Origin of the sequence: Halorubrum sp. CGM4_25_10-8A (genome assembly GCF_005435025.1) — an archaeon.
In the GTDB taxonomy this organism is placed as follows: Archaea; Halobacteriota; Halobacteria; order Halobacteriales; family Haloferacaceae; genus Halorubrum; species Halorubrum ezzemoulense.
On record NZ_SGTX01000006.1, the window covers coordinates 79,407 to 92,292 of the forward strand.

Sequence of the window (12,886 nt, forward strand, 5' to 3'; positions counted from 1 at the left end):
TAATCGGACCGACAGACAGCCAGACCCCACGTTTCGTTCCAAATCTCCAATTGTACGGCAGTCACGTCGTGCAGGTCGAAGCTCGAGGCACGAGCAAAGAATGCGCGTCGTGCGGTATGGAGACAGCGAAACCAATCTGGGTTAGGGAACACTCCTGTCCGTCGTGTGGATTTGAGACAGACAGGGACGCGAATGCGGCGATGAACGTCCTGCAGAGAGGCTTTGCTGAATTAGGGCTAGGATGGCCTGAAGACACGCCCATGGAGACTGTGACCGCTACGGACACGACTCACTTCGAGTCCGTGTCTGTAAGTCATGTCGTGGAAACGGGAAGCCTCGGGGCTTGACCCCGAGGCGATTCACGACCGCCCTCTTCGTGTTCACTCTCACTCGGTCAATCGCTCGGTAACCACGAGAACTTGGCGCGGGAACCCGTACAGTGATGATTTTCCGTCTCTCGGACGCTTGAAGATCGACACCCTCCCCGCGCTAAAGCGCAGGGCTTTCTCCTCGATTCTCCGTAAGTTTCTGCCCGCTGATTGATATTAATCCATCACTTCAACGTACGCCTCGACGAGGACACGAGTGGGGTCGTTCGCTCCCGCATGGCGTCGGCGTCTCTGGGTACGCTCGGTCAGTCTCGCCGAAGGGTTATACCGGCCAGTCCCTTGTAGATAATAATGAGGCGGAACTCGGACGACGAGGACAAACCCGGTGGTGAATTCAACGGGATTGAAGACCTGCTGTCCGGAACGAACGGCGACGACGCCGCGGTCGACGTTCACGAGTACGACGAGGAGATCCGGGTAGTTGCAGACATCCCTCACGCTGTATCGGACGACATTACCGTCCAGTGTGACGGACGAACCGCAGCGATTCGGGTGGCGAGTGACCCACGACCGTTTGTTGTGCGCGTCGACCTCCCGTCCTACGTCGATGACACCTCTGGGGAAACGCAGTTCAACAACGGTATCCTTGAGGTGACCTTCGACCGCGATACGGACCCCGCGAATATCGGATTTCACTGAATTGATCGCCCCGAGGGGTGGCGTTCGCGAACGATCGAGGATCTCACAGCTCGTCAGCCGTGCTAACGTGCATTCCGACGAACTGCCACCCATTAGACGACTTCGTTAGTGTCCCGCTCCACCGTGTGTCGAACTCGTGACGCTCTCCAGATTCTGTATTGATCCAGCCCATTGACACAGTGTCGCTGAACCAGGCGTGAGTCCCGCGCTCACTGACTCGAAGTGCGTGACTAGTTACGGTCCACTCAGCCGTTGTTTCGGTCTGGGTGCGGAGGCCGGTTTGGATCTGTTCGCTCCCGACGAGACGCTCCGAGATACCAAACTTCACGAATGCGTCGTCGCCATCGTGCTCCTCGGCGAAGTACGGGGCAAGCGGGTCACCAGCCCGTAGTGCGTCGTAGTACTCTTTGACTGTCGATCGGGCATCCATGTGACAGACGAGGAGTCCAATAATCAAGTGTTCACGGGTCGCTCACCAGACCGAGATTACAATCTTAAACAAGGTCTCAAGCAAGGATTCCCACGCCGTCATCGAGTTCAACGGAGCGGACCAGTGAGGAGCTAATGTTGCTATTGGGCAAAATCCATACAAACGCTAGAACAATATCTATTGGTATGGTCGACAGCCCTCCTCGAATTGCTCTCATTATACTCGCACTGGTTTTAATCACAGTTCCATTCTGGGCACCCCCGCTAGACATAACAGGAACAGAATACGAGTATAGCGCCACACAGCTCACCGTTGAAGATGACCGAATACAGATTCGACAAGACTCACCGAGACTCAGACAAATCGATGGACTCGACTGCTTCAGAGAGCGGTCCCCGACCAGAATCTGTGGTTTTGAATCCGGGCTGGCCGGTGAGACATCGGGTCTCGCACCGTATCCCGGGGTTCGGCACGTCGCCGGAGACCCGTCGCTTGCTTCCCAAGATCGGTATCTTGCGTTCCCCAGCGACGGGCGTGTCTTCAAACGTGTTACAGGCTGGAACGAGTCGGCGCAATCTTATCGTCTCACCTTGGAGCGAGTAAATGCCACACAGGCGTTAGAGGACGTTTCTCGCCCCGTTGACCAGTACTCACCAGCAGTCAAGCAGGCGGTTGAGACTGGGGGTAGTCAGTCTCGGACGAATCTTCAAGAAGCGATTGTAGTTGACGCTAGCGGGCGATATTACGCGGTGTACACCTCAGGCACGACGTCGCTTCTCTCCGAAGAGCCAGACTCGGAACGTGTGCTCGGGTTCTTGACAGTCATTGGCGGTGCTATGCTACTGTTCGGGGCGGGAGCGATGGGTACCGATCCAGCATCCGGGATAGGCGACTAAGCTTTGCTACCGTTGTACCGGCCGTTCAAGAATATCGAATACATCGATAGCTTTGTACTCACGATTTCGCTGCTTGCCAGTCACTTCGATAACAATGCCATCCGATTCGAGTTCTTCAATCGCATTGTAGGCAGTCTGTCGACTTACGTCGAACCGATCCGTGATGTTGTCTGCGGTGAAGTACGGCAGTTCAAACAGTTCGCGGGCGAGTTTGTGACTTGTCTTTTGATTCGGATACTGCGCTTCGTACTCTCGCCGGAGTTCGAGTAATTCGAATGTTCGCTCGTAGGAGTCCTTCGCTTGCTCTTCAATGCCTTTGATAAAGAACGCAATCCAGTCGCGCCATTGGCCTTCTTCGCTAACCGCACGCATCGTCTCGACGTACTCCTGCTTGTTTCGATTAAAATAGGCACTCGGATAGAGGTACAGCTCAGACAGATAGCCAGCCTTGTGTAACTGGAGGACGATTAGAATCCGTCCGAGACGACCGTTGCCGTCCGAGCAGGGGTGAATTGTCTCCAACTGATAGTGAGTGATCGCAAGGTCAACCAGGGGGTGGTACTCGCCGTCCATCTGAATATATGCTTCAAGCGAGTCCATTAGCTCCGAGACATGATCCGCCGGTGGTGGCACAAATGGGGACTGTCCGGGACGGGGCGACGGAATATGAACATCATCATCTCGCCACTCACCAACAACGTCCCCCTCGTTCCGAACTCCGTCGAGTAATGTTTCGTGGAGTGATTTGAGCAGTTCGACCGAAATCGACTCTCCTTGTTTAATCGCGTCAAATCCATCACTGAGTGCGCGCTCAGCGTTCAGAACCTCCTGTAAGTCACGGCTCACACGCCCAGAACTGCCTGATTTCTGGCGTGTATGATACGCGTAGACTTCGTCCATCTCGACATCTGCGCCCTCAATTTCTGCTGTTTCGACTGCTTCGAGCCGGAGGAGCGACGTATACAGTACCGGCGAGAAATCGACAGTGGGACTAATCCCGTCGATACGTCCCAACTGGAACGTCGCATCTGATATCGTCGCTGTGAGATCCTCGTCAATCTCAACCCGCGATGAGAGGGGCAACTTCTCTGGAATATAGTAGGGATGCGGATGCGACTGTTGGTAGTGCCCCGGCGCATCTGGTGGCAAATCCTCTGCTCTCATTTTGAATTACTTTGTCTCTGATACGACTTAATCATACGGCTTATAAACAAATTTGGATAAGCGGGATCGAAGACCGCTCCAAATCAAATTCCAGTCGTTGTGCTACAACTATATCCGCTTAATCTAGCTGAGACAAATAGTGTCGACGGTTGCGCTAATCCCACATGAACAGTGGATACCGACGGTGCCGGCGGTGTGTTGTGATGTCTGAGATTTCATATCGATGGCGGGGTCTTCACTTCGAAGTTGGTGTGTGATGACATTGAAGAGGTAGAGAATTCATTTCGATGAAGGGGTGTTCATATCGACACCACCCCTTTCATCTCGACAAGGGTTATGAACTGGCTGTTTCAGAAGTCGTGCGAAATAGTTCGAGGTCCTTGTCAAGGAGATATGAACGACTATCCAGAACAGTAGTCCCACACAGCGAACACCACTTCTCAAAGTCTTCCGCTCCAGACTGGTCTGCGATGTTACGTAGTGTTCTGCTTTGTTGAATCCGACGACGGCACGGGGATACCAACAGTTGAAGGACTGACTCGGTTGCTCTTCACCGCTGATGTGCTGGGTCGAGCTCCCCGATACTGACTCCCTTCTCACCTCTCTAGCAAGATTGTCTCTCAGGATCCACTCGATAGCGACACTGAACCAACCGTATTGTGACCCAATCCCGACGCCTTCTGCGGACTCAACAGAGCAGCTTACTCTGAAAGCTAATCCAGCGAGACGTATTCGCGCCGCGCACAGGTGTTACAGAGCATTCTGTCGGTGCCGTCACCGTCGGCAGGTCCCACTGTCGAGAACGTTACAGTAGGCGGCTCACGGCTACACGACGGGCATGTGAGTTCACCGTCCTCGTGCGGATCGAGCAACAACGTAGGGATGTTATCTCTGTAGACCTCGGGGTAGCTCTTACTCTCGTCGTCGATCTCCCACTCGTGAGTATAGGTATCGATGACGGAATCATCTGAATCTCCTCGAAGCCCTTGGACATATTCCTTTGCAGACCCGATAGGCACCTCGTCATCGTTGATACGCGCTCTCAGTTGCGTGGTGAACCAGTGCCGGCACCAGTGCGGCGTCACACCCCCCTCCACGTCCCAACCATGCTCCTCTGCAATACCGACAACTCTGTTGTATATTCCCTGCGTCCCCAACCTGTCCCCAATTTTAACGTCATGCCCTCCGTTCCCGAAGACTCTGACAATCGGATTGGCTGGCGATTTTGAGGTGGGAGCCAGCCCTAGGTACCACTCGAAGAGGTTGACTGTCTCTTCATCAAGCGGGATTTCGCGGTACGATTCTGGCTTGTTACCATTCTTACGCTTCTCACCGTTGACTGTGTCACCCTCACTAATCGACGAATCAATGTAGATCGTATTCGGTTTATCTCGTATTTCTGGCCGTGGTGTGTCGAGTGCAGCAGCAATTGGCCGGTCAAGATTTACGCCACGTTCGTCAAGATTCGACAACTCAGAGCGTCGTAATCCAGTCTTCAACAGCACTACGAATACGAATAGCGTGACAGGATGGTCAATATTGAAGATCGCTCGGCGGAGATAATTGAGTGGAACCTCCAACTTGTTGGTTGAGTCGTCGTAGCTGAATGGGTCAGTGTCGAGTGCCTCTTGGAATGGGTTGCCCTCCCCAACTTCTGGCGTTTGTTTCAGGTCATCCACCATTTTACGGATGGCACTTACATTATATTCAGCGGTTCTCTCTTTGATATTCTGTGCGCGTAAAAACTCGCACCACTCAAGAGCTTTTTTCTTCGTGATCTCAGGCAGCGTGTAGCCCTCCTGTTTGAGAAATCGCTGTAGGTTATCCCACGCAGTTTCATACTTCCTCTTTGATCTTGGTCCGATTTCATTGCCCCGAAAATAGAGATAGTATTCAACTAAGGACTCATCGTCTTGCCGGGGCCGAGTGTCAGATTTGAAATCGATAGTCATCTGTAGATCCCGAACCCATCTCGCTTTATTTCGGGGTCGTCCTCAACGATATCCATCATCTCATCTCGAAGAATCTCCTCCCAGAACTCGTCAGTCATATCGACAGCATTCTCGGCACCCTCTGGGAGAAGTTCCCGAATCGTGATTGGCGTGAACTCCTCAGATGACTGTAATGTTGTTGAGTGGCGAGGATCGTTATCAACAACCGACATCATACCCAATTTTAGGAAACATCGCCCAGCTTCGGCATCAGAGCCGAACCCGTACTGTTCCTTCAGTTTATCAAACAAATCTTTCTCTGGCTCTGGAATCCCTAATTGGAATCTTCCACCTTGTTGGGGTAGAGTAATCGAAACAGGTTCCATACACAGTATTACTGATCACGGGATAAAAATGTTGCTCGATGAAAATAAAGTCTATTATATATATTGCTTCAGCAAAAAAGTGTTGTGTACTGAAGCAATACTCCATCGCCTAGTAAATATCAAAAAACAAAAACGCAAGACTGGAGCGGGTGCGTTCTACAGATTGAAACATGCTTTTACGGTATCTTTTACTTCAGTACACAAACTTAACTACTGATCGGGCCCTCAGTACTCTACAGTAATACTAAGCATCTTGGGTCTAACAGTGTTGTATGGCCGATTCTGATAAACCAAAGGAGGGGGACAAAACACTCGTACAACTCGAGTTTGGCCCGCCGAAATACAACGCAGCAGTTCCACTTAAAGCTCGGCGAGCGATCGGGGCAATCGATGAGAATCTGGAATATGAGAAAGGTGAGCGAGTTGAAAAGGTTGTTGTCCAAGGCGAACTCGAAGTCACGAATGTCTACATGAAAGAACTGTAGCTGAGAATGTACGTGTTAGCCCTAAGAGGGGCTGACACGGGTCACTAGTTGTTCAGCGCTGTCTACTTTGGACAAACTGGGTAACTACCATCAGTATCCTCGATATGGGGCAGCAGTAGACTTTTCACCCATGTTTACCCATGTATGTGGTATGAGCATGGCTGAGAAGATCGAGATTGGCCGTCAGCAGCCGCTCGAAATGGACTCTCGAGGGCGGGTGACGATTCCAGCTAATATCCGGGAGAAGCACAAGATCCAGCCAGAGGAAGGCAAAGAGATCTGGGTCGAAGTGGAGCTCAAGTGGGCGGAGATTGAAGACGACGGGGGTGACAGCTAGAGCTGACGCTGGTTGCGGCGAGTGGACTGGGGCAGAGAAATTGGATCTACCCCACTCCAGGTGGACTACCTTGGCCGGGCTATGTCCACCTCTTGCTTGTCGTCCTGGGTATTAGGGTCTTACTGTTACTAGACCTGATCCTACGGGCTGATGCCAATAGTGTCGTGAGCCCTGGTAGCACGCGAACAGCGATCCCATCTGCTGCTGATCACGACGGCTGTCCGACCAGTAGCCCCGTAGTTGGAGGGTTCTGTGAGTAAACCCACCACTAGCGGTGCGATAGACACCGGATCGGCCGGTACAACTCCGGGGATCGACGCCGGGATCACCTACTTGCAGACATCAAGTCTTGACGGGATCGACATTCGTGACCCAGAGTCGACAGCAACCGGACTCTGGACACAACTTACAGATCCGTGGACCGATGGCAGCCTCGTCGAGGAGATAATCGTCGCAGTACGCGATCTCACTCGTGGAAATACTCCTACAGAGGCGCGCGCCCAGCTCGTCGACGCCCTCAGAGAGGGTGCGCTTGATGGCGCGCTGGTAGACGTCTTCTTCTCATTCACCGGCAATGTCAACGACCGCTGGTTCTGGAAGGCAGTCACACTACTCTCGCAGTTAGGAAGTGGCCGTCCAATGGGGTTCCGGTCGAATCTCGAGGACTGTAGCGCCGCGCTTGGTCCGCTTGTCGCGACAGAACGCACACCGACTATCTCCATTCGTTTCCCCGCTAACTTCCGTGACACCGACGCAGAGACGCGACAGTCGTGGTGCAAGCTCGTCGCGGCGCTGGGGCGCGCGTGTGACGTCCGGTTCGTCTGCTCCGGCGTTGAGCGGGCGTGGCTCGCTGAACATCATCGCGACGACCTCCCCGGCGTTAGCGAGCGTCTGGGTTCAACCCCTCCTGAGACCGAACTCGCAGCGGCACTCGATGTGGTCGACGACGGCAGTTGGCACGCACAGACACTGCGGCTCCTCGCGACAGACGACACTGAGACGCTCGCCTACAGCCGCCTCTACAGCGAGTTCTGCGTTGGGCGCTCACGCATCCGACAGATCATCGGCGACCTCGTCGACGTCGGCCTCGTCGAGACATTCGGCTCCACGCAGAACCGGCGCGTCGAGTTGACAACGGCCGGACGCCAGTTCTATGAGCAGGAAATTGCCGTACAGAAGCGGCTTGGGGAGTGCGTTAGCAACTCTCGAAAGCTCTGCAATAATAGCCGTGTAATCCCGCGTACACACGGGGAGGGGCCGGACCAGCCTGAGACCGCACCACCCAGCACCACTGATCGTCACCGCCTCCCGTCTCACCACGAGACCCGTTATAGCAACCGCCGTACGGCTGCGGCAGCCCTTGGAACAGCGGTTGAACCAGGGGTATCAGTAGTCAATTACCCAATCGCCAAGCAAGATGATCGGGCGGAAGGCCGCTGGCACCATGAGGACGATCACCTCGTCATTAGTGCCGAAGGTGATAACCCTCTACAGGTGTGGACGACGCTAGCGTTAGCTCTCGCCGATCATCGGACCTTCAACCAAGTCCTCACCAAACAGCGCCTCAAGGATCACGAGGTACTCGACATGCTCGAGGACGGTAAGACAGTCCTCCGCGGAATGCGGAATATCGGCTGGCTCTCTGAAGAGATCAGCTCCTACGACGACTTCCAGGAGGTGTTTCTCGAGGCTGCGAACGAACTCGGTGATCTCACCAAAAGGTACGCCGAAGCTGAAGATGATGACCTCCGCGGCCCAATCACTCGGGATGCTCTCGGGCTGGCTGGCTCGCTGACGCATCTTCTTGATCTCGTCGACGTGGAACTCACTCGAGTCGTGAAGTTCCCCGAGTTCTCCCGGCGCTTTGATGACGATCGTCGCGACGCCCTGTTCCGGTCGCTCTCCATCGGCTCAGCGATCGGGAGCCGCTATGGTCACCACGTTGCCTACCGGCAGCTGTTTGAGGAGCGTGCTGACAAACGACGGCAGGCGTTCGATCCGACCGTTGATGCCGCCGACCCGTGGGCTCGACTCATCGGCTCCTGGACGCTGGTCGGAGACTTCGCTGGGAAGACCGAGGCAGTTGCCGACACCCTTCGCGAGCATTTCAGTGGTCTCGATCCCCATGACGACGCTCCAGAGATCGCCATCCGCAGTGAGGTGCGGACTGAGCCGACGCGCCGGCAGGTTGCTGAGACGGCCCGCCGGATGCTTGAGACGAGGGATCTCCGGCTCACCCCGGAGGCGACGTCCATCCTCCACGGCCTCGCTCGGACACCATTCGATGTTGCCGACGCACTCCAGTATCTCGCTGGCGACAATGAGGGCCGTCGCGTCGACGCGGCTGAGATTCGCTATGCCCTCGCCCAGCTGGATCCTGGACGACTTCTCCGTGGATTCGACGGCCGGCAGACTACGCCCCGCAAACTTGTCTCGACGCTCCTCGAGGCTGACCATCCGGTGACCAGTGCTGAACTCGATGAGCGAGCCGGAGTCTCCAGCCGGTCGCGACGAGATCACCTCGCCGATCTCATTGAGGTTGGTCTCGTTGAGAAGACCGAGCGAGGCTATCGTATTGTTCTCTCGTTCAATACCATCGATGGACCGAATGCCGAGCGCTACACCGACGTATGGCCGACACTCGTCGTAGATCCGGAGAGGCCGACAGTCCACGTCGCTGCGAAGGTTCTCCGCATCGGTCGCGACCATCACGGACCGGATGGCGCTGTCGAGACGGTAGGATGGCCGTATACCGGCATCAGTGAACCGCCTGACCTTCGTGAGCTCCACTCACCACGGCCATATCTTGATGACATCCTCCCGGCACTGTGGGGGGTCCGTAACCGGGAGGAGTACGTCACTGACTCAGACATCGTTCCTGCCCGGAGTACTGCTCCACTTCATGCCGGGCCGTCTATCGAACAGACGGCGCTCTAGGAAACAACTGAAGGTGATGACTTAGGATAGCGATCGCCTACGTGTGTCATTTGGTTCGCTGATATCTTAAATACACTCAGGCCTCAACACTCTCGTCACCATTTTTAGAGTCGTTATCTTCACTAAGATCCTCTGCATCGATTTCACCGTCGAGATATGATTCTCCTGTTGCGGTGATCGAGTAGACACCATTACCTAGTTCCTGAATGAGGCCGTGTTCCCTCATACGGTTCAAACGTTTTGAGACTCCAGATTTGCCAATACGGATATAATCGTGTTTGGAGAGCGGAGTTGGAGAGGTAGGACCATCTTCCCGCATGATCTCCAGAATGCGATCATCCCAAATAGTCATCCAGCTCGCACTCTTCCTCATGGAAACGATATTTCCATGTGGAAACTTTACCCCTCTTATTAGGTCTAAAAAGAAACCTCAGTTCTTCTTGGACTATCCATTAACTATAAGATATTTCGTTTCTTTTCAGAAACCATGGAACCCGAGTGGTGAACTCTTGGCTTGTAAGAAACTGTAGGAGTCCTTGCTGCGGTGACATCACCACCCAGCCGGTCGGGTCCTGTGCTGAAACCACAGAATCATGCTAATACTGCCGACTGCGGGGATTAAGCCCTGCGAGACGACTAGCGAACCGAACGCCCACAACCATGGCTGCCTCCTCTATGGAAACCCCCACGTTAGGTGCGACGCTACTTTCCGCAGCCTGCACTGCACACGTGTGCGGCCGCGTTCAGCAACTCCGACGACACCACTGACTCTCCAGACGAAGGACAGGGGTGAGGCATAATGACACGGCCCGCGATCGATCTCGAAACACACGTCACACGCGATCGTCCCATCACACAAACGGAGGGGTCTATCCAAGTAAGTCAAGACGAGGATGACGCGTCACTAATCACGCTCAGTTTCGGCGGCGGTTGGGGAACGACGTACGCAGAACTCACACCTACGGAAGCACGGGCCGTCGCAACTGCGCTCGAACACACGGCAGTACGAGCAGCCGCTACCCGAACGGAGGACGCGCAACATGAGTGACCTCAGAGACGAACTCCGCACAGAGATCGACGCACTAGGTGGTACTGACGACAGGGTCGATATCGATGTCGATCACGACCCTGTGAACGGGCGGTGGCTCGAGAAGAAATTCGCAGAAGCGCTTGAGCGATGGGGATATCACACGGCCCGCAATAAGCATCTTTTCGGGCTCGAAACTGACGTTATCGGGCGGCGATCTCGAATGCGTAACGATCCAGATGACTTCATCGTCGCCGAGTGCAAAGATTGGCACACGACCCTAGTCGGACGCGAGGCTGTCGCGTCTATCTCTCACCGAGCGTTGCTCGCTCGGGCGATGCCCGTCTTGGTCGTCGCATGGGGCGTGACCACACCTGCGTGGTGTCTTGCCCAACTGCTCGATGTCCGGATCGTCACCATTGGTGATCTATCCAAGGATTCACTCCCACCACTGACCGAACACCGGCCGCCTACGGGTACGTTCCGGACTCGTCGGGAACCATGCGTGAGCGAACTCCGAAATCACCTGCCATACCTACTGAAGCGACCGAGCGAACTGGACATCGAGGCACCCGTGTTCTTCAGTGGCGGACGAGGGCCATGTTACGTGCCAGATCGAGACGGCAACGACGAGTACGCCAACGCCTACGACGCCGACTACAACTTTGGGTGATTGCTTGCCTAAAGCGAGTAACCCATCTGTCTTTAGAGGGTACACTAGAACTCTTGTCACAGTGTTTATTTCAGGATCTCACAACCGAATTAGCCGTGAAAACGAGTGTGCGTACTGACCGACACTAGATGCTAGAAACCCCATGGACTATCTTAAGTTGAACGCGGGAGCGAACTGCTAAACTGCGACCGTCGCAGCACAAGAGTTGATTCCCGTCACTATGAACTGTTAAATCTCACAGAAATCGAGTCAGGAATCGACTCAGAATCAATTCGTCCGGTTTTGACGTTCCACACCCAGTCGTACGCTGTACCGCATTTTCCACAATATTCACCCGCGGAAGGTGCATAAGTATACGATCCGCAATTCTGGCACTGAACGTCCTCAAAAGGTGAAACCGGTTTCTCGACATCGTAGGTCTTTGTATTCTCTTCCCCTGAATCTCGCAGCGGATCACTCTCGTTGTCCTCCCATACTGTGACGTACTCCTCATAGAGATCCGCAGGAACGAATCTAAACTGCCGGTTCTTCGATCGAAGTTGTGTGTCCCATTCACTCGGGGAGGATACAGTTACTGACTCGATAGTAATATCGAATTCTGAGAAGATGTTGTCGTAGGCCATGTCGATCCCGTATTGACTAACGACATGGTCCAGTCGTTCAGTGACAGTTGGCCCATTTCGCTTGTGCTGATCAGGGTAATCTGCTTCGAAGTTCACGAACAGTACTACACCGTCGTCTGCGAGCCACTTTGAGAGGTTCATCGTCACCGGAACGGACTGCTGGGGATTCCAGACGTCATCTTCCATTGTCCATTCGACGAGCGCGCGATTCACTGGGTCCGACTCGCCAGTAAATCGTTCTTCCCATGGTCGATCGTTCCACACAGAGCGTTCGAGGTCATGGTGCCACTCCGTCGGCATCGTCGCCGGGACTTCGCTCTGATACTCGCCGATCTGCCTTACTTCGAACTGTGGCTCCCAATCGGTGTGTGGCGCAACGTGGTCAGGCCACACGACGTTCTGCGCTCGGTCACGGAATCTATCGGCATCGAGAAGACACCGTTCGGTAGAGAAGTCATCTTCAAAGAGCCAGACAACTGCATAGTCTTGAGCGAGATAGTCGGCGAGGACATCTGATTTGTCTTTTCCGAAGTTTCGGTACTGGACTTCAGCGATCAACCCAGTTCCCAACTGAGGATCGCGCCCCTCAAATTCGATTAATGCGTCTGCCTGTCGGTATTTCGTCTCATCACTCTCCGGTGCATCAAGTTTGATTTCCGGGCCGTGACGTTCGAGGTCGTTGAATTCAATCCGGAGTTGTGATACAGCGAGGCTCTTCAACTTCGCATGGACTGCGCTTTCACCGCCGACTGCGTCACAGTCCTTTTCACGACTGTGATGTTTGAAGTGGCGAGCAGTACCGTCGGATGCCGGACCCCATGGAAACATCGCTTCACCACAGTCTGGGCATTGAACCGTCGTTCCGTCTTCCACGCCTTCTGGAATTACTCGTCGGCTGTCTAACGTAGCAATGAACGGCATTTGGTCAGTTCACGCTGTTGAGTCTAGTCAGTGATAGTGTTATTGGAG

Annotated in this window: 11 protein-coding genes and 1 pseudogene; 6 read left to right on the top strand and 6 right to left on the bottom strand. The window is 54.3% G+C overall.

The window, feature by feature from the left end; genetic code table 11:
• Positions 1–50: 50 nt before the first annotated feature.
• Both EXE52_RS08580 and EXE52_RS08585 read left to right on the top strand, forming a co-directional pair.
• Positions 51–347, top strand: a pseudogene (locus EXE52_RS08580) (zinc ribbon domain-containing protein); the annotation flags it as partial.
• A 333-nt stretch (positions 348–680) separates the two neighbouring features.
• A complete protein-coding gene (locus tag EXE52_RS08585) occupies positions 681–1,028 on the top strand; it encodes an Hsp20/alpha crystallin family protein (RefSeq protein ID WP_089309331.1) in 348 nt (115 codons plus the stop codon).
• Positions 1,029–1,071: 43 nt separating this feature from the next.
• Here EXE52_RS08585 and EXE52_RS08590 read toward each other — a convergent pair whose 3' ends face one another.
• The 4 genes from EXE52_RS08590 to EXE52_RS08610 form a co-directional block, all read right to left on the bottom strand.
• Positions 1,072–1,458: a nuclear transport factor 2 family protein gene (locus EXE52_RS08590; protein ID WP_049933511.1), complete on the bottom strand. Its 387-nt coding sequence runs from the start codon at positions 1,456–1,458 to the stop codon at positions 1,072–1,074.
• Between the two features lie 902 nt (positions 1,459–2,360).
• A complete protein-coding gene (locus EXE52_RS08600; protein ID WP_089309333.1) occupies positions 2,361–3,518 on the bottom strand; it encodes a Fic family protein in 1,158 nt (385 codons plus the stop codon).
• 713 nt (positions 3,519–4,231) lie between these two features.
• Positions 4,232–5,470: a site-specific integrase gene (locus EXE52_RS08605; RefSeq protein ID WP_137703638.1), complete on the bottom strand. Its 1,239-nt coding sequence runs from the start codon at positions 5,468–5,470 to the stop codon at positions 4,232–4,234.
• Positions 5,467–5,835, bottom strand: coding sequence for a hypothetical protein (locus tag EXE52_RS08610; RefSeq protein ID WP_137703639.1), 369 nt, complete (start codon positions 5,833–5,835; stop codon positions 5,467–5,469). The genes EXE52_RS08605 and EXE52_RS08610 overlap by 4 nt, the downstream gene beginning before the upstream one ends.
• A 272-nt stretch (positions 5,836–6,107) precedes the next feature.
• Here EXE52_RS08610 and EXE52_RS08615 point away from each other — a divergent pair, with 272 nt between their 5' ends.
• The 3 genes from EXE52_RS08615 to EXE52_RS08625 all read left to right on the top strand — a co-directional run bounded on the left by EXE52_RS08615 (position 6,108) and on the right by EXE52_RS08625 (position 9,594).
• Entirely contained in the window at positions 6,108–6,320 is a 213-nt protein-coding gene (locus EXE52_RS08615) for a hypothetical protein (protein WP_137703640.1), read from the top strand.
• A 151-nt stretch (positions 6,321–6,471) separates the two neighbouring features.
• On the top strand, positions 6,472–6,657 hold the full coding sequence (locus EXE52_RS08620) for a hypothetical protein (protein WP_137703641.1): 186 nt from the start codon (positions 6,472–6,474) through the stop codon (positions 6,655–6,657).
• 252 nt (positions 6,658–6,909) lie between these two features.
• Entirely contained in the window at positions 6,910–9,594 is a 2,685-nt protein-coding gene (locus tag EXE52_RS08625) for a hypothetical protein (RefSeq protein WP_137703642.1), read from the top strand.
• A gap of 76 nt (positions 9,595–9,670) precedes the next feature.
• Here the strand turns inward: EXE52_RS08625 and EXE52_RS08630 are convergent, their stop codons facing one another.
• Positions 9,671–9,967 (bottom strand): ArsR family transcriptional regulator, encoded by a 297-nt coding sequence (locus EXE52_RS08630; protein ID WP_137703643.1) that lies wholly within the window; start codon positions 9,965–9,967, stop codon positions 9,671–9,673.
• A 667-nt stretch (positions 9,968–10,634) separates the two neighbouring features.
• Here EXE52_RS08630 and EXE52_RS08640 point away from each other — a divergent pair.
• The gene (locus EXE52_RS08640; RefSeq protein ID WP_137703645.1) at positions 10,635–11,294 is read left to right on the top strand and encodes a hypothetical protein; all 660 of its coding nucleotides are present in this window, start codon (positions 10,635–10,637) and stop codon (positions 11,292–11,294) included.
• 218 nt (positions 11,295–11,512) lie between these two features.
• Here the strand turns inward: EXE52_RS08640 and EXE52_RS08645 are convergent, their stop codons facing one another.
• Positions 11,513–12,790, bottom strand: coding sequence for a hypothetical protein (locus EXE52_RS08645; protein ID WP_137703646.1), 1,278 nt, complete (start codon positions 12,788–12,790; stop codon positions 11,513–11,515).
• Positions 12,791–12,886 lie beyond the last annotated feature (96 nt).

Coding starts and splice junctions, on each gene's coding strand:
- EXE52_RS08620 (WP_137703641.1), top strand. CDS start 6,472: ATGAGCATGGCTGAGAAGATCGAGATTGGCCGTCAGCAGCCGCTCGAA.
- EXE52_RS08600 (WP_089309333.1), bottom strand. CDS start 3,518: ATGAGAGCAGAGGATTTGCCACCAGATGCGCCGGGGCACTACCAACAG.
- EXE52_RS08630 (WP_137703643.1), bottom strand. CDS start 9,967: ATGAGGAAGAGTGCGAGCTGGATGACTATTTGGGATGATCGCATTCTG.
- EXE52_RS08605 (WP_137703638.1), bottom strand. CDS start 5,470: ATGACTATCGATTTCAAATCTGACACTCGGCCCCGGCAAGACGATGAG.
- EXE52_RS08610 (WP_137703639.1), bottom strand. CDS start 5,835: ATGGAACCTGTTTCGATTACTCTACCCCAACAAGGTGGAAGATTCCAA.
- EXE52_RS08590 (WP_049933511.1), bottom strand. CDS start 1,458: ATGGATGCCCGATCGACAGTCAAAGAGTACTACGACGCACTACGGGCT.
- EXE52_RS08585 (WP_089309331.1), top strand. CDS start 681: ATGAGGCGGAACTCGGACGACGAGGACAAACCCGGTGGTGAATTCAAC.
- EXE52_RS08615 (WP_137703640.1), top strand. CDS start 6,108: ATGGCCGATTCTGATAAACCAAAGGAGGGGGACAAAACACTCGTACAA.
- EXE52_RS08640 (WP_137703645.1), top strand. CDS start 10,635: ATGAGTGACCTCAGAGACGAACTCCGCACAGAGATCGACGCACTAGGT.